This window comes from Pseudochrobactrum algeriensis, from assembly GCF_018436245.1.
In the GTDB taxonomy this organism is placed as follows: domain Bacteria; phylum Pseudomonadota; class Alphaproteobacteria; order Rhizobiales; family Rhizobiaceae; genus Pseudochrobactrum; species Pseudochrobactrum saccharolyticum.
Genome location: NZ_CP075361.1, coordinates 394,964 through 417,581, shown reverse-complemented (window position 1 = coordinate 417,581; position 22,618 = coordinate 394,964). Strand labels below are relative to the sequence as shown.

General features: G+C 53.3%; 20 protein-coding genes. 5 read left to right on the top strand and 15 right to left on the bottom strand.

The window, feature by feature from the left end; translation table 11 throughout:
* Positions 1–61: 61 nt before the first annotated feature.
* The 4 genes from KHQ09_RS04010 to KHQ09_RS03995 all read right to left on the bottom strand — a co-directional run bounded on the left by KHQ09_RS04010 (position 62) and on the right by KHQ09_RS03995 (position 4,828).
* Positions 62–1,393: an acetoin dehydrogenase dihydrolipoyllysine-residue acetyltransferase subunit gene (locus tag KHQ09_RS04010; RefSeq protein ID WP_213596457.1), complete on the bottom strand. Its 1,332-nt coding sequence runs from the start codon at positions 1,391–1,393 to the stop codon at positions 62–64.
* A 2-nt stretch (positions 1,394–1,395) separates the two neighbouring features.
* Positions 1,396–2,394: an alpha-ketoacid dehydrogenase subunit beta gene (locus tag KHQ09_RS04005; RefSeq protein ID WP_116086587.1), complete on the bottom strand. Its 999-nt coding sequence runs from the start codon at positions 2,392–2,394 to the stop codon at positions 1,396–1,398.
* Positions 2,395–2,401: 7 nt separating this feature from the next.
* Positions 2,402–3,439 carry a thiamine pyrophosphate-dependent dehydrogenase E1 component subunit alpha gene (locus KHQ09_RS04000; RefSeq protein ID WP_213596455.1) on the bottom strand — a complete coding sequence of 346 codons (1,038 nt, stop codon included), beginning with the start codon at positions 3,437–3,439 and terminating at the stop codon, positions 2,402–2,404.
* Between the two features lie 69 nt (positions 3,440–3,508).
* The gene (locus KHQ09_RS03995; RefSeq protein WP_116086583.1) at positions 3,509–4,828 is read right to left on the bottom strand and encodes an NAD(P)H-dependent oxidoreductase; all 1,320 of its coding nucleotides are present in this window, start codon (positions 4,826–4,828) and stop codon (positions 3,509–3,511) included.
* Positions 4,829–5,219: 391 nt separating this feature from the next.
* On the opposite strand from KHQ09_RS03995, the gene KHQ09_RS03990 reads away from it, so the two are divergent.
* From KHQ09_RS03990 to KHQ09_RS03980, 3 genes are all read left to right on the top strand, one after another.
* The gene (locus KHQ09_RS03990; protein ID WP_022710187.1) at positions 5,220–6,629 is read left to right on the top strand and encodes a PTS galactitol transporter subunit IIC; all 1,410 of its coding nucleotides are present in this window, start codon (positions 5,220–5,222) and stop codon (positions 6,627–6,629) included.
* A 71-nt stretch (positions 6,630–6,700) separates the two neighbouring features.
* Complete coding sequence (locus KHQ09_RS03985; protein ID WP_213596454.1) at positions 6,701–7,162, top strand: PTS sugar transporter subunit IIA; 462 nt, start codon at positions 6,701–6,703, stop codon at positions 7,160–7,162.
* Between the two features lie 23 nt (positions 7,163–7,185).
* On the top strand, positions 7,186–7,473 hold the full coding sequence (locus KHQ09_RS03980) for a PTS sugar transporter subunit IIB (RefSeq protein ID WP_022710189.1): 288 nt from the start codon (positions 7,186–7,188) through the stop codon (positions 7,471–7,473).
* 53 nt (positions 7,474–7,526) lie between these two features.
* Here KHQ09_RS03980 and KHQ09_RS03975 read toward each other — a convergent pair whose 3' ends face one another.
* Complete coding sequence (locus KHQ09_RS03975; protein WP_213596452.1) at positions 7,527–8,717, bottom strand: M24 family metallopeptidase; 1,191 nt, start codon at positions 8,715–8,717, stop codon at positions 7,527–7,529.
* 186 nt (positions 8,718–8,903) lie between these two features.
* On the opposite strand from KHQ09_RS03975, the gene KHQ09_RS03970 reads away from it, so the two are divergent.
* Complete coding sequence (locus KHQ09_RS03970; RefSeq protein WP_075654232.1) at positions 8,904–9,539, top strand: flavin reductase family protein; 636 nt, start codon at positions 8,904–8,906, stop codon at positions 9,537–9,539.
* A gap of 4 nt (positions 9,540–9,543) precedes the next feature.
* On the top strand, positions 9,544–10,242 hold the full coding sequence (locus KHQ09_RS03965) for an aspartate/glutamate racemase family protein (protein WP_213596450.1): 699 nt from the start codon (positions 9,544–9,546) through the stop codon (positions 10,240–10,242).
* Positions 10,243–10,404: 162 nt separating this feature from the next.
* On the opposite strand, the gene KHQ09_RS03960 is transcribed toward KHQ09_RS03965, so the two are convergent.
* The 10 genes from KHQ09_RS03960 to KHQ09_RS03915 form a co-directional block, all read right to left on the bottom strand.
* Positions 10,405–11,388: an ABC transporter ATP-binding protein gene (locus KHQ09_RS03960; RefSeq protein ID WP_075654231.1), complete on the bottom strand. Its 984-nt coding sequence runs from the start codon at positions 11,386–11,388 to the stop codon at positions 10,405–10,407.
* The gene (locus KHQ09_RS03955) at positions 11,388–12,380 is read right to left on the bottom strand and encodes an ABC transporter ATP-binding protein (protein ID WP_213596448.1); all 993 of its coding nucleotides are present in this window, start codon (positions 12,378–12,380) and stop codon (positions 11,388–11,390) included. The genes KHQ09_RS03960 and KHQ09_RS03955 overlap by 1 nt, the downstream gene beginning before the upstream one ends.
* Position 12,381: 1 nt before the next feature.
* The gene (locus KHQ09_RS03950) at positions 12,382–13,896 is read right to left on the bottom strand and encodes an amidohydrolase family protein (protein ID WP_213596446.1); all 1,515 of its coding nucleotides are present in this window, start codon (positions 13,894–13,896) and stop codon (positions 12,382–12,384) included.
* Positions 13,893–15,086 (bottom strand): amidohydrolase family protein, encoded by a 1,194-nt coding sequence (locus KHQ09_RS03945; RefSeq protein WP_213596445.1) that lies wholly within the window; start codon positions 15,084–15,086, stop codon positions 13,893–13,895. The genes KHQ09_RS03950 and KHQ09_RS03945 overlap by 4 nt, the downstream gene beginning before the upstream one ends.
* 5 nt (positions 15,087–15,091) lie before the next feature.
* A complete protein-coding gene (locus KHQ09_RS03940; RefSeq protein ID WP_213596443.1) occupies positions 15,092–16,039 on the bottom strand; it encodes an ABC transporter permease in 948 nt (315 codons plus the stop codon).
* A 9-nt stretch (positions 16,040–16,048) separates the two neighbouring features.
* Positions 16,049–17,020 (bottom strand): ABC transporter permease, encoded by a 972-nt coding sequence (locus KHQ09_RS03935; RefSeq protein WP_022709824.1) that lies wholly within the window; start codon positions 17,018–17,020, stop codon positions 16,049–16,051.
* Between the two features lie 68 nt (positions 17,021–17,088).
* A complete protein-coding gene (locus KHQ09_RS03930; RefSeq protein ID WP_420801427.1) occupies positions 17,089–18,660 on the bottom strand; it encodes an ABC transporter substrate-binding protein in 1,572 nt (523 codons plus the stop codon).
* Between the two features lie 233 nt (positions 18,661–18,893).
* Positions 18,894–20,459: an ABC transporter substrate-binding protein gene (locus tag KHQ09_RS03925; protein ID WP_116086565.1), complete on the bottom strand. Its 1,566-nt coding sequence runs from the start codon at positions 20,457–20,459 to the stop codon at positions 18,894–18,896.
* 193 nt (positions 20,460–20,652) lie between these two features.
* Complete coding sequence (locus KHQ09_RS03920; RefSeq protein ID WP_075654225.1) at positions 20,653–21,339, bottom strand: GntR family transcriptional regulator; 687 nt, start codon at positions 21,337–21,339, stop codon at positions 20,653–20,655.
* Positions 21,340–21,546: 207 nt separating this feature from the next.
* Complete coding sequence (locus tag KHQ09_RS03915) at positions 21,547–22,596, bottom strand: ABC transporter substrate-binding protein (RefSeq protein WP_022710888.1); 1,050 nt, start codon at positions 22,594–22,596, stop codon at positions 21,547–21,549.
* Positions 22,597–22,618 lie beyond the last annotated feature (22 nt).

The window sequence follows — 22,618 nt, the reverse complement described above, 5'->3', positions numbered from 1 at the left end:
GGGTGGGATCAGAAAAACAGGCTATACAGAGGGAACGGTATGCAGCCTGTTTTCTGCAATTTTATTGTGCTGCCCTGCTGCACTCGCCGATGATACGCAGCACAACATCACGCTGCTCCAGCTGAGGCATATGTCCGCAATTGCGGAACACATGCACACCCACCTCTCCCGGCAGGCCATGGGCATGAGCCACAGGAATAATGCGATCCTGCGCACCGAAGATCAGCCGCACAGGAATTGCCAGCCTCTCAAGGCTTGAGCGGATTTCAAATGTCTGCGTATTGTCCGCACATAAATGCGCCGCCATACCGGCTTGTGCTGCACGTAGTTCCGTATCCTGTGCCTGCGCAACCGTTGCGTTGATAAAGGCTCTGGAGAGCATATTCTCATCGGCAAACAGTTCTTTCAGCCAGGGTACAATGCTTGCTTCACTTTTGGCCTGCACCAGACCGTTGAGGAATGCACCATTGATCTGCGGCCCGAGACCGGCAGAGGAAATCAGCACCAGCGAGCGCACATCCGCAATGCCGCGTGCAGCTGTGACAGCCGCAACTGCACCACCCATCGAATGACCGACCAGAATACAGGATTCAACTCCATGCGCTGCCAGCGTTGCTTCCACACTGGCCGCAATCGCATCAATACTTTCCGGCACGTAGCGCGGTGAGCCGCCATGGGCTGGCAGATCAAGCGCCAGAACCGGATTGCGTAAAGTACCGCCGGCCAGCAACATGCGCCAGCTATTGAGGTCTGACGCAAAGCCATGGATCAGCACAATTGGCAACTGCCCGCTTTCACCTTGGCGCAACCAGACCGCATTGAGCGCAGCTTGCGCCGGAGATGTGACAAACGGACGGGATGCGGTGACCTGCACCGGCGAAGTAGCAGGTGCCGCAATTGCCAAGCTGAACTCTATGTCTTTCTTCTGAATCCGGCCTTTAGGACCGGAACCCTGTATCGCATTCAGATCAAGGCCTGCATCTTTCGCCAGCCTGCGCGCCAGCGGAGTCGCACGAATGCCTGCAATTTCAGTCTGTGCAACCGGCGCGGGGGTAACAACCGGCTGCACAGCGGGGGCTTCAGAGACTGAAGGCGATATTTGCGGTTCAACAGCCGGTTCTGAAACCGGTTTGCTGGCAGCTTTCCGCTCCTCGCCTTCAGCATAAATCCATGCAACAGCCTGACCGACCGGTACGACTGCACCTTCCGCAGCGGACACATCGCCGAGAATACCGGATGCCGGTGCATCCACTTCCATAGCGGCTTTGTCTGTTTCAATCTCAAACAGCAACTGACCTTTGGTGACCGTATCGCCATCCTTGGCGTACCAGCGCGAAATCTGGCCGGTCTCCATATCCATATCAACTTTAGGCAGGATGACTTCAACCGCCATGACTAGCGTGCCCCCTTCACAAGTTCACGGGCGCTTTTGAGAATATCCGGCACCTGCGGCACCGTTGCCCGTTCAAGATCAGGATTATAAGGGATTGGTGTTTCCGCACCGCCAAGACGAATGATCGGAGCATCAAGATAATCAAATGCATCGCTTTCAGCGACAAGCGCACTGATTTCAGCGCCGATGCCCAATGTCTTGACCGCCTCGTAAACGCACATCAGTTTCGAGGTTTTCTTCACACTGGCAATAATGGTTTCGCGGTCAATCGGGCGCACAGAGCGCAGATCGATCACTTCAACATTAATGCCTTCCTTGGCCAGCTCAGTCGCCGCATCCAGCGCCTTATGCACCATAATTGCCGAGGCAACGATGGTCAGGTCTGTACCTTCACGCACCACTTTCGCCTTGTTGAGCGGCACGGTGTAATAGCCTTCAGGGACTTCGCCCTTCATTTTGTAAAGCAGCTTATGCTCGAAGATCATCACCGGATCAGGATCTTCTACTGCTGCCAGCAACATGCCCTTCATATCATAAGGGGTAGACGGCTGAACAACTTTCAGACCCGGTACATGGCCAAGCCACGCCTCAATGCTCTGGCTGTGCTGCGCTGCGGCACCGGTGCCGGAGCCGGCAGGAAAGCGCATCACCAGCGGCACGGAAACCGCACCACCCAGCATATAACGGATTTTTGCCGCCTGATTAACGATCTGCTCCATTGCGAGCGCCGCAAAATCAGAGAACTGGAATTCAAAAATCGGGCGCATACCGGTCAGTGCAGCACCGACGGCAACACCGGCACCGCCAAGCTCGGAGATCGGCGTATCCATCACGCGGTCTTCACCGAAACGATGCACCAGATCGCCGGTGACCTGAAAAGCACCGCCGTAAACACCAATATCTTCACCCATCAGGAAAACGCGTTCATCGCGCTCCATGGCGATTGCCATCGCTTCCTGAATAGCCTGCGAATAACTCAACTCACGGATTGTCGTGTCCATTTTTCTATCAGTCCGTGTATACATCGCGTGTCAGATTGGAGAGATCCGGTGACGGGCTGTTCTTGGCGAACTCGATAGCGTCAGCGATCTCTTTTTCGACATTGGTGCGGATTGTTTCAATTTCGGCATCATCAATGAGGCCGTAGGTTTTCAGATCAGCCTCAAAGCGGGCAATCGGATCACGATTGGTTGCCCAATCCTCGATCTCTTCCTTGGTACGATAACGGTTGCGGTCGCTCTTGGAATGGCCGCGCAGGCGATAGGTCTTATTCTCGATCAGGGTCGGACCCTCACCGCGACGCGCCCGCTCAATCGCCTCATGGGCAGCTTCGGCCACATCAGAGAGATTATTGCCGTCAACAATCACACCCGGCATATTATAGGCGGCAGCACGGTCAGCGATATTTTCAACCGCGGTCGAGCGCCTGGTCGAGGTGGACATACCATAGCCGTTGTTTTCACAAACAAAAACCACCGGCAGTTTCCAGACCGAGGCCATATTCAGCGCCTCGTGAAACGCGCCCTCATTGTTGGCCCCGTCACCGAAGAAGGAAATAACGACCTTGCCGTTTTTCTGTTTCTTGGCCGACAGCGCAGCACCGACAGCAATCGGAATACCGCCGCCGACGATACCATTGGCACCGAGATTGCCCTTGGAAACATCCGCAATATGCATGGAGCCGCCGCGCCCCTTACAATAGCCGGTTTCCTTGCCGAAGAACTCGGCAAACATACGGCCAATGTCAGCACCTTTGGCAATACAATGCCCGTGACCGCGATGGGTCGAGCCGATCATGTCATTTTCTTCCAGCGGCAGGCAGATGCCCATAGCGCTGGCTTCCTGCCCGATGGACAGATGCATAGTGCCGTGAATAAGTCCGCGGGTGTAGCTTTCTTCCGCGCCTTCTTCAAAGCGGCGGATCAGATACATTTTATGCAGCGCTTCTTTCAGCTTTTCCGGTGAATATTCACGGAAAGCAAAGGGCAGATTGCGCAAATCACCCTTCGCGCCGTCGTCCGTCTGAGCCTTTTTGACCTGAGCCATCAAAGTTTACTCCTCAAGGCACTCATCAGAACGGGGGCCTGATGAGGCCGTATATCAAATTCAATAATGTCAGGCGCCGTAGACCAGTTTGTCCTGACGGGCGCGCAATTCTGCGATCTTGGAACCTGCTGCCACAGCGGCATTAGCATAGGTGATCAATTCACCTTTTTTAATCGGTGCAGTAACGACACCGCCCTGCAGCAAACCACATGGAATGGCTTTGGCTGCGCGGGCTTCTCCGGCCGTCATGATCCATGCGCGGTAGCAATATTCACCGATGGCATCGAGGATTTCACCGACCGCCATATCCTTCTTGGCCACAGCTGCGACTTCAGCCACCGGCTTATCCAGCGGCACCATGTCCGGCTTGCCATAGAGCACGACGCGGGCGCAGGTCAGCGGCACTTCCAGCGAGGTCAGGTGATAAGGACGATGGAAGGTGAAATACGGGCCTTTGCCCATTTTCAGGTCTTCCATACGCTCGGAAATACGCGGATGGGACATGTCCGCGATAACAAACACGCCCGGTGCCACGCCCTTGCCGATAGTATAATCAACCACGCCCACACGAGAGAGCACGCCGCCGTCTTTTTCAGGGATCAGGGTTGAGGAGAGTTGGTCGAGGGTTGCGGCAGGGCCGTGCATACCGGCCTTATCAGGCACCAGACCGGTGGCATTGGCGATTGCCGCCATTTCAACCATGGTTTTGGAACCGTCAACGAACTCCACCAGCATGCGCACATTCATATTGCGGCGGATTGCTTCTTCCATATAGGCATCCGGCACGGCATCAATATTGAGCGGATTGTTCTTGCCTTTACCGGCAGCGACAATCGGGTGTCCCATAGCGGAAACAAACTCGATCAGCTCCATACAGGAAGACGGCTCGTCACCGGCTCCAAGCGAATAGGTGACGCCAAGGCGATCCGCTTCGCTTTTCAGATAAGCGCCGATGGTCACATCAGCTTCAACATTCATCATGACGAGATGTTTACCGTGCTCCATGGCACGCAGGCCGATTTCCGCACCGACGGCAGGCACGCCGGTCGCATCAATCACCACGTCAATCAGATCATTCTCAAGGATCAGATCGGCATTGTCGGTAACAGCAACTTTGTGCGCTTCCATAGCAGCGGTCAGGTCGGATGCCGTATTAACCTCGCGGCCATGACCGCTTTCCTGAAAAGCAATATCGACAGCTTTCAGCGCATTCGGCACTCGCAATTCGGAAATAGCACCAATCTCAATACCGGGCATATGCGCAACACGGGTCACAATATCCGTACCCATTTCACCTGATCCGATCAGGCCGATACGAATTGGCCTGCCGCTATCAGCACGGGCTTTCATATCGCGGGCAAGCCCTGTCAGCGCAACATTGGTGGTCATGAGTTCCTCCTGAGAGCGTTTTGGGTGCTTGACGCTCTGTCTGATTTTATCAGTTCTATAATCGGGTATTGAACATTTGTATTCAAGTCAATACCTCTGTTCAATTCATCTGCAGTAAAACAGTCGCAGGTCACGACACAAAAGCGTAAAACCACGCCGCAGCAGCGTCACGAAAACCAATGCGCAGCATCAGGAAAAAATTCTGAGCTGCGTAAATTTCTGTATATTTTCCGCTAAAAACACGGCTTATTAAGAGCGAAATTCTTCAGGTCACATTTGCCCCCGATTGACTTGGATATAAATTTCGCAGATACACTTTGGTATTAACTAAAAAACAAATGTTGCATCACAACATAATAACGCTCTTACATATCCCGGGAGGCTTGGAGATATGAATGAATTCCTGAATGGCTTGAAATCCGCGATTGATACACTGGGGCCAACAGTCCTGCTGCCAATCGTGATCTTTATTATCGCCGTCATCCTTGGGGCAAAGGTCGGCAAGGCGTTTCGCGCGGCCGTCACCATCGGCGTTGCCTTTATCGGTATCAATCTGGTGCTTGGCCTGATGTTCACCTCGATCGGTGAAGTGGCTCAGGCAATCGTTACCAATACCGGCATTAAACGTGACATTGTTGATGTGGGCTGGCCTTCTGCCGCCGCCATTGCCTTCGGCTCTTCCGTCGGTCTGTGGGTTATTCCGGTCGGCATCGCGGTGAATATTGCATTACTGCTGATGCGCTGGACACGCACACTCAATGTTGACGTGTGGAACTTCTGGCACTTCGCCTTTATCGGCTCGCTCGTTGTCGCCGCAACCGACAATCTGGCCTATGGTATTGCCATTGCCGCTCTGGTTGCCGCGCTGTCGCTGCTGTTTGCCGACTGGTCAGCGCGTGCCGTTCAGCAATTCTATGATGTGCCGGGCATTTCCGTGCCGCATATTGCATCGGCGCAAATTCTGCCGATTGCCATTGTCGTAAACTGGGTTCTCGACCGCATTCCGGGCATTAACAAAGTCAATATCAGCACAGAAACCATTGAACGCCGCTTCGGTGTTTTCGGGGAACCGGTGGTGCTCGGCCTGATTATCGGTCTGGTTTTGGGAACCATCGCTTTCTACAATGCCGGTGATTTCGGCACGGTACTGGCTAAAGTTCTCGGCACCGGTATGACACTGGCCGCTGTGATGCTGCTGCTGCCGCGCATGGTGAAAATTCTGATGGAAGGCCTGTTGCCGGTATCCGATGCCGCGCAGGAATTTGTGCGCAAGCGCACCGGCGACCGCGAATTGCTGGTCGGCCTTGATTCAGCAATCCTGATCGGCCATCCGGCTGCGATTTCTTCATCGCTGATCCTTGTGCCGATTGCGATCCTGCTCTCGGTTATCCTTCCGGGCAACCGCGTTATCCTGTTTGCTGACCTTGCGGTTATTCCGTTCATCGTGGCGCTTACCGCTCCGCTTTTGAAAGGCAATGTGTTCCGCATGGTTATTGTCGGCACAATCACGCTGACAATCGGTTTCTATGTGGCCAATGCTCTGGCACCGCTGTTCACCAGCGCCGCCGTCTCTTCGGGCTTCAAGCTACCGGATAATGCCTTGCAGATTACTTCGGTGGTCGATGGCTTCCTGTGGATTCCATATGTTATCATTGAAGCAATTCAGTGGCTTGGCGTTGCCGGTATCGGTGTGCTGGCTGTGGTTGTGGCTGCTCTGTTTGTACTCTATCGCCGCAATACGCTGGCTTGGGAACGTGCAGCCGGAGCCGCTGATGAACCTGCAGATCAGGCCGCAGCCTGACAATTATCTCAAGCATTTACCCCGCGATAACGGGGTAAATGCACAATATTCATAGTAAACGGAGAAACAGGATGGCGACCAGCCTCTTCAATTCCCTTACAGCTGACGCAATTCTGCTCGGCGTTGAGGCAAAAACCAATGAGGAGGTTATCCGTCTCCTGGCCAGCCGGTTGCATCAGCTCGGCTATGTCAAAGACAGCTATGCCGATGCGGTTGTGAAACGGGAACAGTCTATGCCGACCGGCCTGCCGCTGGAGCGCTCTGACAATGTCGCTGTGCCGCATACTGATCCTGAGCATGTGCTGAAAGCAGCAATTGCCATGGCCACGCTGAAAACACCGGTTGATTTCGCGAATATGGAAGATCCGGATGAAACAGTCGGCGTCGGCACCGTGTTCCTGCTTGCCATCAATGATAAGGACAAGCAGATTGAAACACTGCAATCCATTATGGGCGCAATTCAGTCACCGGAGATTCTCGACGGGCTGAAACTGGCACAGACAACAGACGACCTTAAAAAACTACTCGGTTAAATAATATTATAAGGAGCGACCTCATGGCTAAACAGAAAACCATTCTCTTTGCCTGCGGCACCGGCATCGCCACCTCAACAGCGGTGAATGCCACTGTAACCGAGGAAATGAAAAAGCGCGGCCTCACTTTCAATGCTCAGCAGGCCAAAGCTACGGAAGTGCCGTCTCTTGCTGATAATGTGGATTTCATCGTCTCGACCACACCGATCTCAGCATCTGTGACCAAACCGGTCATCAAAGGTCTGGCCTTTCTGACCGGCATCGGCAAAGATAAGGTTCTTGATGAAATTGAAGCCGAATTACGCAAATAATTCACGCTCCGGAAACAAAAAAGCCGCTCAGTTTTGAGCGGCTTTTTTTAAATTCACGCAAATGGCTGCGTCATGCTGAAAGACGGTTCAGTAAACCACTCAGCGCCCTGCTCAGTCATATAGAAATGATCTTCCAGACGGATACCGAATTTTTCCGGCACAACAATCATCGGCTCGTTAGAAACGCACATCCCTGCCTGTAAAACAGTCTTATTCCCGCGCACCAGATAAGGTGCTTCGTGAATGGTCATGCCAATGCCGTGACCGGTACGGTGTGGCAGACCCGGCAATTGATAATCCGGCCCCAAACCATGGCGCTCCAGCACAGCACGGGCTGCATCATCCACAGAGCCGCAGGGTGCACCGATTTTAGCCGCCGCAAAAGCTGCGAGTTGAGCCTCTTTTTCAATATCCCAGATACGCTGCTGCTCAGAGGTCGGCGTACCGAAAATATAGGTGCGGGTCAGGTCAGAATTATAGCCCTGCACCAGACAGCCGGTATCCACCAGCACCACGTCATTTTCAGCCAGCACATCATCCTGCGGCAAACCATGCGGGAAAGCAGTAGAGCGGCCAAACTGTACAGCGCAGAAAGTGCTGCCATTGCTGCCAATAGCCTTATGCGCTTCATTGATAAATGTGCGCACAGTACTGGCTTTGATACCCACATGCAGAATACGGGCAGCGCGGCGATGCACTTCCAGTGTCATCTGCATGGCCTGTTTCATGATCGCGATTTCTGCCGGTGACTTCACGCTGCGACAGCCATCAATAATCGCCGTTGCATCCTGCAAGGTGACGGAAGGTGCAGCTTTGCCGATGTTGCTCGCCATGCCGAATGGCAGCGCCGGATCAATGGCCAGAACCTTGCAATTCTCGTCCTGCAGAATTTGCGCCACCAGCTCTGACGGGCTTTCATGCTCTTCCCACAGGCGGATGCGCGCATCCATAATGCGCACAGCTTCCAGCGAGCCCGCTTCAAAAGCCGGACAGACCAGATAGGGTTCGCCTTTCAGCGGCAGTACCATCGCCACCAGACGCTCGATCATGCCCCAGCCGATACCGGTGAAATAATTGAGGCTGGTGCCTGCGCCAACGATCAGCGCACCTGCACCGCTTTCCGCCATCAGTCTGCGGGCTTTCTCAATGCGCCCCAGCCGCTCAGCGACTGATATTGCCGGCGCAATATTTGTCCAAGGGCGAATTGCGTTCAGCTCTGTAGCGTAATCAGAACCACCAATCATCAGTCAGACCTTCCGTCTCTTTCAGAATTTGCAATCTCATATATCAGCTTCATATCACTGAATATAGCAAATTTCTTTTCTTTAATTGCAAACAAAGACGTAAATTATTGACAACATATTTGTAGACAATATTAGCGAATTTTTCTAAGCTGAGCCGACTCCACAACAATAAACGGGGGAACATGAATGGATTTTGATTTCACGCGTATGGATCCGCAGGATCGCTACCGGCTGCTGACAAATTTTGTCGGCCCGCGCCCGATTGCTCTGGTCACAACCCGCGCGGAAAACGGGCAGGACAATGCCGCCCCGATGAGCTTTTTCAACGTCTTTTCTCATGATCCTGCGATTGTCATTCTCGGTATTCAGACAAGGCAGGACGGACGGGAAAAGGATACAGTCCTTAATATCCGCCGGACACAGGAATTTACTGTGAATATGGTGGATATGGCGCTTTCCGATGCCATGCTGGTTTGCGGCCTCGGCTTTGAGCCGGATGTTGATGAAGTGGCAATGGCCGGACTGTCATCGCAGGAAGGCGCACAGGTTTGCTCCCGCTGGCTTCCGGCTTCTCCTTGCTCGATGGAGTGTCGTGTGGAGCGGCTGATTGATTATGAGCGCCGCGTCATCGTGCTTGGCGAGGTTGTGCATATGCATGTGCGCCGCGACTGTCTGGATGATGCTGGCCGTTACGTCAATCCGGACACTTATCAGCCAATCGCCCGTCTGCATGCCGATAATTACATCGCTTCCGATAACCAGTTCGTTCTGAAATCGCCGGGATTAGCTGCGTTTCAGGATCGTCTGACCAATAAAGGCTAAGCCCTTGCGCATACTCCTTATCAATCCGAACTCCACCCAGTCCATGACCGATCAGGCAGAACGCAGCGCCCGTCGCGCAGCTTTGCCGACAACGACTATTGAAGCGATCAATCCGGTAGATACCCCGCGCAGTATTGAAGGTCATGCCGACGAGGCGATGGCCGTTCCTTCCATGCTGCAGCTCATCCGCGAAGGTGAAGCGAAAGGCTTTAATGCCTATGTCGTCGCCTGTTTTGACGACCCGGGACTGGATGCCGCGCGTGAAGTTGCCGGAGGGCCGGTTTTCGGCATTTGTCAGGCCGCTGTGCAGGTTGCCATGACCATTTCCAAACGCTTCTCCGTTGTCACTACCCTACCCCGCTCCGTGCCGATCATTGAGGATCTTGTGCAGGAATATGGCGCAACCCATCATTGCCGCCGCGTGCGCTCCATTGATATGCCGGTGCTGGCTCTGGAAGACGATGCCTGCCATACGGAAGAAATGCTGGTGCAGGAAATCGAGCGCGCCAAACGCGAAGACCATGCTGAGGCGATTGTGCTCGGCTGTGCCGGTATGTCTGAACTGTGCGAACGGCTGGAGCAGCGCTGCGGTCTGCCGGTAATTGACGGCGTTACCGCCGCTGTCAAACTCGCTGAAGCCTATGTCAGCGCCGGATACCGCACTTCCAAAGCCGGTGCCTATGACTATCCGCGTGTGAAATAACCACACCCATCAACGCTATTAAAAAGCCTCCGGCCAGCAATGTCCGGAGGCTTTTTAATGTGTAAAAAACAAAAGACGACAGAGTGACCTCTGCCGCCTTTTGCCGGATGGTGCCGGATATCCGAAGACATCCGGCACGGAGGGTTCTTCTAAATTTAAACCTTAAATTTCGCCGATGCGGTGACAGGCAACACGGCTGCCGTCATCATAGGCTTTCATTTCCGGTTTTGTTGCCGAGCAGCGGCTGTCGGCAAAGGCACAACGCGGATGAAAAGTACAACCTGAAGGCGGTTTCAGCGGACTTGGTACTTCACCACCGCCGATCACACGGTCACGATGCGGTTCGGCAATATTCGGGATCGTTTCCAAAAGCAGGCGTGTGTAAGGATGTTTCGGATCAGAAAACAGGGTTTCCGTGTCCGCTTCCTCAACAATCCGCCCCAGATACATCACCGCAATACGATCCGACATATGGCGGACAACGCTCATATCGTGGCTGATGAACAGGAAGGTCAGACCAAGCTCATCCTGAAGCTTGCGCATCAGATTGAGAATTTGCGCCTGCACAGAGACGTCCAGTGCCGAAGTGGGCTCATCGCAGACCAGAAATTCCGGCTCACCGGCAAGTGCACGGGCAATCGAAATACGTTGGCGCTGACCGCCGGAAAACTCATGCGGGAATTTCTTGCCGTCCGATGGTGCAAGACCAACGATTTTCAGCAATTCTTCCACACGGTCATTGATCTCGGCTTCAGTCTTGCGCAGCTTCAGTTCACGCAGTGGTTCAGCAATGATGCTGTGTACCCGCCAGCGCGGATTGAGGCTGGCATAAGGATCCTGAAAGATCATATGTGCCGACAGCGGCGCACCGTTTTTGGACGGAGCAAAACGGATTTCACCATTGCTCGGGCGGTAAAGACCGGTCACCAGACGCGCCACGGTGGATTTACCGCAACCGGATTCACCAACAAGGCTCAAACACCCGCCCTGCGGCACGCTGAAACTGATATCATTGACCGCATGCAGCATCTGGCGCGGTTTGCGCTCGATCACACGATTGAGCCATGGCGCGGAAACATCGAAGCAAATGCTTAAATCTTTGACTTCAAGCGCGGCAGGTGACTGTTTCATAGCAATATCATTCATCAGGCAGCTCCCGCATTGAGCCAGCAGGCACTGACACCTGATCCGCCGGCAACCGGCATCAGATCAGGCCGCTCCTTATGGCAACGGTCAAAGGCTTTCACGCAGCGCGGATTGAAGGCACAACCGCTCGGAATAGCATCGAGACGCGGCATGGAGCCGTCAATCTGGTTGAGCCGTTCCACGCGCTTTCCGAGCGCCGGAATGGAGCTCATCAAACCACGCGTATACATATGGCTCGGGTTTTTCAGCACGGTTTCAACGGGGCCGTTTTCCACCAAACGTCCGGCATACATTACCGCCACACGGTCAGCAGTCTCGGCAATCACGCCCATATCATGGGTCACCAGCATTACCGCTGTGCCATGTTCTTTGCAGAGACGGCGCAACAGCGAAGTGATCTGCGCCTGAATAGACACGTCCAGCGCGGTTGTCGGCTCATCGGCAATAATCAGCTTTGGTTCTGCGGCAAGCGCGAGTGCGATCACCACACGCTGGCGCATACCGCCGGAGAACTGGTGCGGATAATGATTGATGCGGTCTTCCGGTGCCGGAATACCCACTTCTTTCAACAGCGAAATCGCCCGTTCCTGTGCCTGTGTGCGGTTTAAGGCTAAATGCTGGGTAATGGTTTCCACCAGCTGTGATCCGATGGTGAAAAGCGGATTAAGCGAGGTCAGCGGATCCTGAAAAATCGCACCAATTTCACGGCCGCGGATTTTCTGCATTTCTTTATCGCTGAGATTATCAATGCGGCGACCATTGAGCAAAACCTCACCACCGGCAATGTGTCCCGGTGATTCAAGCAAGCCCTGCACGGCCAGACCGGTCATGGATTTACCGGCGCCGGACTCACCGACCACGCCGAGAATTTCTCCCGGCATGATCGACAGACTGACATCGGACAAGGCAGTCAGTGTGCCGCGTCTGCCCGGAAAATCCACCCGCAGATTTTTGACCTCAAGGGTCGGTTTATTGGACGAGGTATCTGCCATATTATGCTTCCTCTCCATGTTTGCCTGCCAGCGGATAGCTCGGCGGGAAAATCTCTGATACCGGCGGATTATTGTAGGAACGCTCAGGATATTTGGCGATCAGGCCGTCATATTGCGCCTGCGCCTGCGCACGTGCTGCCTGCATATTAATGCCTGCAACCTCACCGTGACGCATCGACAGCCGGCCATCGACAAACACCGCTTTGGTAACTTTGCCGGAACCGCCGGTAACCAGCGTGGTGATCGGATCAATGCTTGGTGCCATGAATGTATCATCAAGGCCAAACACAGCGATATCAGCCTTGGCACCTGCCTGCAGGCGACCAAGATCATCACGATCCAAGGCTTTGGCACCGCCCAGTGTGGCTGCATCAAACAGATCAGCACAGCGGATGCTCTCCGGTGTGCCATCATTGATACGGCAGGTAATCAGCCCGATCAGCAGGTTCATCAGCATATCGGGCGGTGTGGTGTCGGTGCCCATAGCAATATTGATGCCGCGCTTTTTCACACTGGAGAACGACTTCAGCGTGCTGCCGCCACGGGCTGAAACCAGAGGACAATGAATGATCGACACATTATTCTGCGCATAAAGCGCCAGATCTTCATCAGTTGCATTGGTGGCATGAGGAGCAATAATCCGGTCATTGAGCACGCCAAGACTGTTGAGCCAGACCGGTGCAGTGGTGCCGTGAAGACTGCGCACGGTTTCCACTTCCATCTGACCTTGCGCCATATGCAAACGGATTTTACAATCCAGTTCACGCGCCACATCCTGCGTACGCTTCAGCAAATCAGCGGTGCAGGTTTCCACGCGATCCGGTGCCAGCATACCACGCACCAGATCACCATGACGGCCATTCTGACGGGAGATGTAATCAGTTGCATCTTTGAGGCCGGCAAAACCGCGCTCTTCGTTAAAGACCGGTACAATCTTGCCCGGTTCCGCCAGCATCATACCGCCGGAACGATAAGCAGGGCTCAGATAAACGCGCAACCCGAGATCACCGGCCGCATCCGCTGCCGCATCAAATTCCGCAACGGTTTCTCCCCATTCGCGGTAAAACAGCGAGGCAATCGGTGCTGCTGTGGTGATACCGTTTTGCAGCAGCTGACCGAATGCAAAGCGCTTCTGGAATGCCAGTTCGTCCTGACTGTACATTTCATAAGGGCCACTCTCGATATAGGATTTTGGCCAAACACGGCCTTTCGCCCAACCCGGATGATGGTCAATACCGAGAATAGTTGTATCGAGATCAGACAGCGCATCGAGGTCAATCAAACCCGGACTGATAAGCGCATTGCCCAGATCAATACGGCGGGCAACATCACCGGCAAAATCGTGACCGACAAACAGCACCGTGCCGTCTTCGATCACCACTTCCCCATTTTTATACAGGCGATGCTGGCCATCAATATGCCCGAGCACCCATTGTGCTGTGAGCAGTGTGCGCCCTTCAGGTCGCGCACCCAGTTTCAGGCTTTCAAGTGCAGTGAATTGTGTCTTGTCCGTCATGGCATTTCCACCACTGCTGTACCGTTACGCGCAGTAACGCGGCCGCCTTTAATCACCAGCGGTCGCGGTGCCACATCAACAACGGCATGAGCCAGTGTCTGGCCGGTGAGCAATGTCATATCGGCCTTGCAGCCAACATCCAGACCATAGCCTTCCAGCTGCATCACATCAGCACCGCCCTGCGAGCAGATATGCAGCACATGCTCCAGATCAACGTCACGACGCAGGCCGTTTTTCATGCCGATCACTTTGGCACGGTCGATCATATCCGGCTGACCCCACGGACCCCATGTATCGCGGATACCGTCACAACCGGCACCCATGCGGATGCCTGCTTCTTTGAGGCGCAGCACGGACGGCACCGGAACGGAAGGTGCGCCGGTGGTGAGGATGGCGACATCAAGCTCGCGAAGCTGCTCAAGCAGGCTCGACACGCGCAGATAATCATTCGCACCGAGTGTGAAAGCATGGCTGATCGCGACTTTACCCTGCATGCCATTGGCACGGATACGCTCGAAAATCAGTTCCATGGTGAAAGCACCGAGTTCACCCAGTTCGTGCAGGTGAATATCAATCGGCTTGCCATGTTTTACTGCCAGCGCAAACAGCGCATCCAGCTGGCCTTTCGGATCGCGGTCGATACCACAAGGATCAATACCACCCAGCACTTCACAGCCCTGACGCAGCGCTTCATCCAGCAGTTCCAATGTGCCCGGCATCACCATCAGACCGGATTGCGGGAAAGCAACGATTTCGATGTCGATCAGGTCTTTAAGCTTCTCGCGGGTTTCAAACACGCCTTCGAGAATTTTCAGACCATGGGTCGTATCAATATCCACATGGCTGCGGATATGGCTGGAACCGTGAGCGATCAGGCCAATGGCATGGCGCATCGACTGAATATGCGGATCGAGACCGATTTCGAGACGCATTTCACGTTCAAAATCAATACGCTCACGCAGAGAAGCCTGCTTGCCGTTCACATGCCAGTCGAGACCCCAATTGGTTTTATCCAGATGAGTATGGGCATCAATCAGACCAGGGATAACAATATGTCCCTGACCGTCTTCAACAGCCATACCTTCCGCACTGAGATTGGTTCCGTACTCAGCGATACGACCATTACGGATCAGAATATCGGTGACAGCACCTGCCTGTGGGCGCACATTGCGCAACAAAAGATCAGACATAAATTTTACCTCAGTTTCGGATTAAGGGCATCGCGCAGCCAGTCGCCGAGCACGTTGACAGAAACAACGAGCAGACAGAGCTGCAGAACAGGGAAAACGGTGATCCACCACAGGCCGGAGAACAGGAACTGGTTGCCCAGACGGATCAGTGTGCCAAGGCTCGGCTGGCTCGGCGGCATACCGATACCAAGGAAGGAGAGCGTGGCTTCGGTGAGAATTGCCATACCAAAATTCAGCGTCGCTGCCACAAGGATCGGCGTCAGCGTATTCGGCAGAATGTGGTACATCATGATGCGGCGTGCAGGCACCTTGAGCAGACGCGCAGCCTGAACATATTCCTTGGAGCGCTCAACAATGGTCTGCGCACGCACGGTACGGGCATATTGCACCCAGCCAGACAGTGTGATCGCCAGTACCAGAACACCGGCAGCCGCATAATCACGCAGATCGGCAGGCAGCATCTGGCGCACCACGGCGCTGACCAGAATAGCGATCAGAATGGTCGGGATTGAGAGAAGCACATCACCGATACGCATCAGCAGATTATCGATAATGCCCTGCATATAACCGGCGATCAGACCAAAGCTTAAGCCCACGATCAGCGACAGCACAACGGAAGCCACACCGATCAGGATGGAGATACGCGAGCCATAAAGAATGGCAGAGAGAATATCGCGCCCCTGTGTGTCTGTACCCAGCAGATAAGGCCACTGACCGTCAGCATTCCAGATCGGCGGCAGTTCGGAATTCCACAGATCAAGCTGTGCCGGATCAAACGGATTTTGCGGTGCAATCAGCGGTGCTGCAAAAGCGGTCACGATCATGAAAAACAGCAGAAAGGCTGCAATCATTGCCGGCTTATTGCGGGTAAATGACCACCAGAGATCACTGTCGCGCATACGCTGCCAGCGGCTTTGCGGTTTCACAATCGGGGCGTTTATTTTGTCTGTCATGTCTGCCCCTTAACGTGTAGCGGCGCGCAGGCGCGGATCAATCACAGCATAGGTGATATCAACAAGCGTATTCAGCGCAACAAAGATGAAAGAAACAATGCAAAGATAGGCGGCCATCACCGGAATATCGATAAATGTCACAGCTTGAATGAACAGCATGCCCATGCCCGGCCACTGGAACACGGTCTCAGTAATCAGCGCAAAAGCGATCAGCGAGCCGACATTCATCGCGGTCATGGTCACAACCGGCATTAAGCAGTTGCGCAGCGCATGACGGAAATAGATGCGATAGCGCGGAATGCCACGGGCGCGGGCGAATTTAACAAAATCTGAGCGCAGGGTTTCCAGCATTTCAGCGCGTACCAGACGCATAATCAGCGTAATCTGATAGAGCGACAGCGCAATAGATGGCAGGATCAGCGCCATGCGTCCGGAATGAGTGAGGAAGCCTGTCGACCACCAGCCGAGTTGCACGACATCGCCGCGCCCGAAAGCAGGCAGCAAACCAAGACTTACCGAGAAGACGAGAATAAGCAGAATACCGACCACAAAACTCGGCAGAGACACGCCGATGATCGAGGCGAACTGGAACAGCTCCGTATACCATTTGCCGCGATGAATGGCCGTAATCACCCCCATCGGAATACCGATAATCAGCGACAGCAGGGTGGCGACAATCACCAGCTCCATCGTTGCGGGAAAGCTCTCGGCGATCAGCCCCAGCACTTCCTGACCGTTACGATAGGAAATACCGAAATTGCCCTGAACAGCATCGCTGACAAATCGCGCATATTGCGTGATAAAACCGTCATTCAGCCCCAGACGCTCGCGCAGATTGTCACGGTCGATCTGGCTCATCTGTTCATTGGCCATCAGTTCAACAGGATCGCCCGCAAAACGGAAAATCATGAAAGCCAGCAATGCCACGGCGAGCATAACCATCGCCGCATTTGCCAGTCGCTTGATTATAAATACAAGCATTCAGTTCCCTCTCCCAAGGATAATCACGCTATGCCGCAATCTGCATGACCGCGGCATAGCTAAATTCGTTATTTCTTCAGAACAGTCAGCCAGTGACGCGGCTTGTTATCAGCCTGCTGGACAACGCTTTCCACTTTGTCGGTGAGAACCCATGCAATCGGCTGCTGGTGCAGCGGTAACTGGATGATTTCTTTTTTGACGATTTCCAGTGCCTGTGTCTGCAAGGCCAGACGCTTCTCACGATCCATTTCTGTGGAGGCTGTTGTCACCAGTTTGTCTAGTTCCGGATAGGACCAGCCGCCCCAGTTGAATACACCGGCAACACCGGATTTGGTCTGGATGACCTGCATCAGAATGGAATAGCTGTCGAGCATCGGCTCATTCGCCCAACCGAGAATATAGGCATCGGCCTGACCGGCTGTACGTTTTGGTGCCTGCACAGCTGTCGGCCCGATATCCAGCGACGGTTTGAAACCGGCACGGGTCAGCATGGAAACCATGCCGTTGCACAGTTCTTCTTCATTCAGGTAGTTTTCATAGGTGCAGACCAGCGTGAACGGGAAGCCTTCCGCGCCGTTTTCCTTCAGCAGCGATTTCGCTTTATCCACATCATAGCCGTAGAGCGTATCCAGCTCCGGCACATAGCCCGGAATTTCCGGTGCAATAATCGTACCGGCATTGCGGGATTTATCACGCATGATGCGCTTTTTAATCAGATCCATATCCAGCGCATGGGCAAAAGCCTGACGCACGCCCAGCTTGTTGAACTGGTTTTCATCACCGTTGTGCAGCTTCTCACGACGCTGGAAGCCGACAAACACAGTGCGCAGATCGGTGCGCTCCATCAGGCGCAGACCCGGAGCTGAAGCCAAACGCGCCAGATCCTGCGTCGGCGCGGATTCAGAGAAATCCACATCGCCGCCAAGCAGCGCTGCTACGCGGGTTGCAGCAGAGGTAATCGGGGTGAATTCGATCTTGTCGATATTGTGCTGCGGCTTATCCCACCAGCCTTCATTTTTCAGCAGGATGGTTTTGCTGTCCGGCACGCGGCTTTCCAGCTTGAACGGGCCGGTACCATTGGTGTTATAGGTCGCATAACCTTCCTTCTGCCCGCCCACATCGGTCGGCAGCAGGGAATCGTTCTTCACCAGCCAGTCTTCATCAAACATATGAATATTGGTCAGGTCGTTAAGCAGCAGCGGATAAGGGCCTGTCAGCTCGATATCGATTGTATAGTCGTCAACAATTTTAGCGGATTTATAGGCCGGCAGATTGCCACGCAGCGGCGATGTCGGGTGGCTCACACGGGTGAGCGAAGCCAGAACGTCTTTGGCGGTGAAATCCGCACCATCATGGAACTTCACATCCTTGCGCAGATTAAAGCGCCATGTGTTTTCGCCGACAACTTCCCAACTGGTTGCAAGGGAAGGCTCGATCTTCAGATCGGCATTATAGCGCACGAGCCCTTCATAAATGTGGCTGAGAAAGGCAATCGTACAGCTGTCGCCGTAGGAATAAGGGTCCATCGAATAGACATCATGCGCTGCGCCCCAGCGCAAAGTCTCAGCAGAAGCAATATGCGCGGTATGACCTAATGCGAAAGCCATCAGACCCGCGAGGATCGATTTTCTGAATTTCATGAATTTGTTCCCCAAAAAAGACAACCGGCTCTTCACTCTTGATGGTGTTTTGTCCGGACGGGGAGAGTGTGTGGAATTCAGAATTCATTGTCAACTAAATTGTCGACATATTTTTTTACAAAATATTAGAGCAAACAGATAATATCGGGGAAAACCCGATCCAAAAACAGAAACAGCGCCTGCAAATGAACCTTGCAGGCGCTGTAAATATCGAAATTCAGCAAATATTATGCTTATTTAGCAATACGCGTCAGCCAGTGACGCGGCTTATTGTCGGCACGAATGGTGACATCTTCCACTTTCTTGGTCATGCCCCATGCCATTGGCTGCTGATGCAGCGGAATCATGATCACTTCGGATTTAACAATGCCGAGTGCCTCGGATTCCAAAGCCAGACGCTTGTCACGATCCATTTCCAGCGCTGCTTTTTCCGTCAGCGCATCGAGTTCAGGATAAGACCAGCCGCCATAGTTTGCCACACCGGCAGCGCCTTTGCGTGATGACAGAACCTGCACCAGAATGGAATAGGCATCCAGTGTCGGCTCATTCGCCCAACCGATCATGAACATATCGGATTTACCGCTCGAGCGTTTTGGTGCCTGAACAGCACGCGGGCCGATATCCAGCTTCGGCTTCAGACCGACACGGCTCAGCATGGTGACGATCACCGAGCAGACATCCTCTTCATTCACGCTCTCATCATTCATGCAGAGATAGGTGAATTCTGTGCCGACAGCACCGGCTTCTTCCAGCAGTTTTTTGGACAGTTCCGGATCATATTTTGTCGGAATATCCAGCTCTTTCGTATAGCCCGGAATTTCCGGTGCAACGACAGTACCGGCCGTATGGGTCATGCCGCGCATGACGCGTTTTGCCAGCAAATCACGGTCAATCGCATGGTCAATTGCCTGACGCACACGAATATCGTTGAAGAAATTATCGCGGCCGTCGTTCAGCTTTTCCTTGCGGTTAAACACCAGATTGATGGTGCGCAGATCAGGGCGCTGCTCCACACGGATATCCGGTGTGCTTTCCAGACGCTTTACATCCTGCAGCGGCACACCATCTACCAGATCAATCTCGCCGGAAAGCAGGGCTGCAACACGGGTTGCAGGCGAGGCAATCGGGGTAAATTCAATACGGTCGAGATTGTGCTTCGGTGTATCCCACCAACCATTATGTTTGACCAGAATGGTCTTGCTGTCCGGCACACGGCTTTCGAGCTGGAACGGGCCTGTACCATTGGTGTGGAAGGTTGTGTAACCTTCAACCTGACCACCAACATCGGTCGGCATTTCAGAATTATTTTTCACCAGCCAGTCGCCGTCGAACATGAAAATATTGGTCATGTCGTTCAGGAAAAGCGGGCTCGGTGACGAGACCTCGATATCAACGGTGTAATCATCAACAGCCGTTGCACCGACAAACAGCGGAATATTGCCGCGCAGCGGTGATGACGGATGGCTGACGCGCTTCATGGAAGCGAGAACATCCGCAGAGGTGAAATCGGAACCGTCCTGAAATTTCACACCTTCGCGCAGTTTGAAGCGCCAAACTTTATTGTCGATCAGCTCCCAGCTGGTTGCCAGCGCAGGCTCAACAACGAATTCAGGCGTATAGCGCACCAGACCTTCGTAAATATGGTTCAGAAACGCCAGATTAGACGTACTGCCATAGGAATACGGATCCAGCGAAAAAATATCGCGTGCACCGCCCCAGCGCAGTGTCTCAGCAAAAGATGCAGTGCTGATACAGGTTGCAACCGTGCAGAATAATAGTTTTTTCAGTAGTGAAGTCATAGTCGTCCCTCTCGCCGACAGATAACAGCACCCTCCTTTTCCTCAGACGGGAGAGTGCCGAACAGGATTGAGACGATGTTTTATGCAGACATAATTGTCAACATATTTGTCATCAAATATTTTAAACAATATAAAAAACTCCGGCAGGCCTGCGGCTTACCGGAGCTAAAAATCGCGTAATTATAAATGAAAATCAGAGCAATGCGGCGCGCAGACTGGAGGACTGATCTTTGTCATCTTCCAGTTCTAATTCACATTCGACACGGTCGAGATGTTCAATCACGGCTTTGATTGCCGTTTCCGTATCACCACGCGCAATATGTTCGACAATTGCCTGATGCTCATCTGGCCCGCAATTATGCAAATGGCGTGAGCGATAAACGGCCGTAATCAGCGATGTGCGCGAGATCAGATCTTTGACAATACCATAAAGGAAAGATGATCCTGCAAGCTCTGCCAGCAACAGATGAAACCCGCCGGAAAGCCGGATAATATCCGTGCGATTGCCCTGCCGGTCAGCATTGCGCTCTTCTTCCACATGGGCATTCAACCGCTGAACATGCTCTTTATTGATATTCTCGCACAGGCGCTCAACCACCCGATGTTCAATAGCGCGGCGGGCATAGAACACATCCCGCGCTTCTTCTACCGATGGCTCGGAAACAAATGCACCGCGATTGGCCTGAATTGTCACCAGTCCTTCACGCTCAAGCGTAGCCAGTGCCTGACGGATACGCGCACGGCTGACATCAAAAATTTCCGCCAGTTCTTCTTCTTTCAGCCGCGTGCCGGGCTTCAGCCGCCGCTCGGCAATCGAGAGCCATATCCTGTCAAATATCTGACTTGCCGGCGTAGCCTGGGCACTTTCTGCCTTGGACATGGAAACTCCCGTTATTTCACTTATCTCTCAATTCGTATCAGGCATGCATAATCCTGCCTGTTTAATTATTTTCAAGAGAATGTCGACATGATTGTTCTGAATATTGCTGCTGAATGTCTGACAAATAAGTGTAAATATCAAGAAGGTAAAATAAAAGCCCGCGATCAGAGATCGCGGGCCATATAGTTTCAAGCAAAAAGCGGCTGATTAACGCTCGATTGTGCGGTTCCAGCGGCTGTTCCATGCCTGACGGTTTTTGTTGACCGCATCCCAGTCCAGAACATTTGCAGTTTCCATGTAACCACGGAATGCTGTGAGCTTGGCGGCTGCGTCTTCATTGCCGGCCTTGGCATTGATGTTCGAAGGAATGATATTGCCATTGTCCAGAGCAAGGCTCTGCGCATCGGCGGACAGCAGATAATGTGCCAGCTTCTGGCTCAGTTCCGGCTCGCTATTATTGGCAATCACACACTGGGTAACGGCCAGAACCACCGAACCTTCCTTAGGCTGCGCATATTCCACCGGAATACCCTTGTCCTTCAGATTGTTCACGCCGGTTGGTGTCAGCGGGAAGATTGCAGCTTCGCCGGTCTGCACCATTTCAGAGATTTTGGCCGAGCTAGGAATGAACTCGATCACATTCTTGCCGATGGTGTCGGAGAATTTCTCAAAACCCGGCTCAACATTGTTTTCATCGCCGCCCTGAATGCGGTTAAACATCAGGAATGCGTGAAGGCCAAAGCTGGAAGCTGAAGCGGACTGGAACACAACCGCATTGGCAAATTTAGGGTCAGCCATATCCATCCATGAGGTTGGTGCTGCCCAGCCTTTTTCATCAAACAGCTTTTTATTATAGGCAAGACCGGTCATGCCCATATCAACGCCGATGGCCATATCGTCTTTCAGACGCGCTGCCGGCTGGATTTCTTTCAGCACCGGATCATCAGAGATTGGCTGGCAAAGATTGCTGCCGATAGCGCGTACCATCACACCGTCGTCCAGCAGCATAACATGCATCTGCGGGTTGTCTTTGGCAGCGGTTGCTTTGGCCAGAATATCGGCTGAAGTGCCCGGAACCACGACAACTTTAACATTGTTGGCTTTTTCAAACGGTGGCAGAACATGCTCGGTATAAGCGCGTTCAAAATTACCGCCATTCATGCCGATATAGAGTGTCTTGGTTTCTGCCTGTGCAGCTGTTGCAACAGCAGCGGCACCCAATGCCAGAACGGAAACCATTGTCAGTTTAGAATTCATTTCGTGCTACTCCCATTATGAA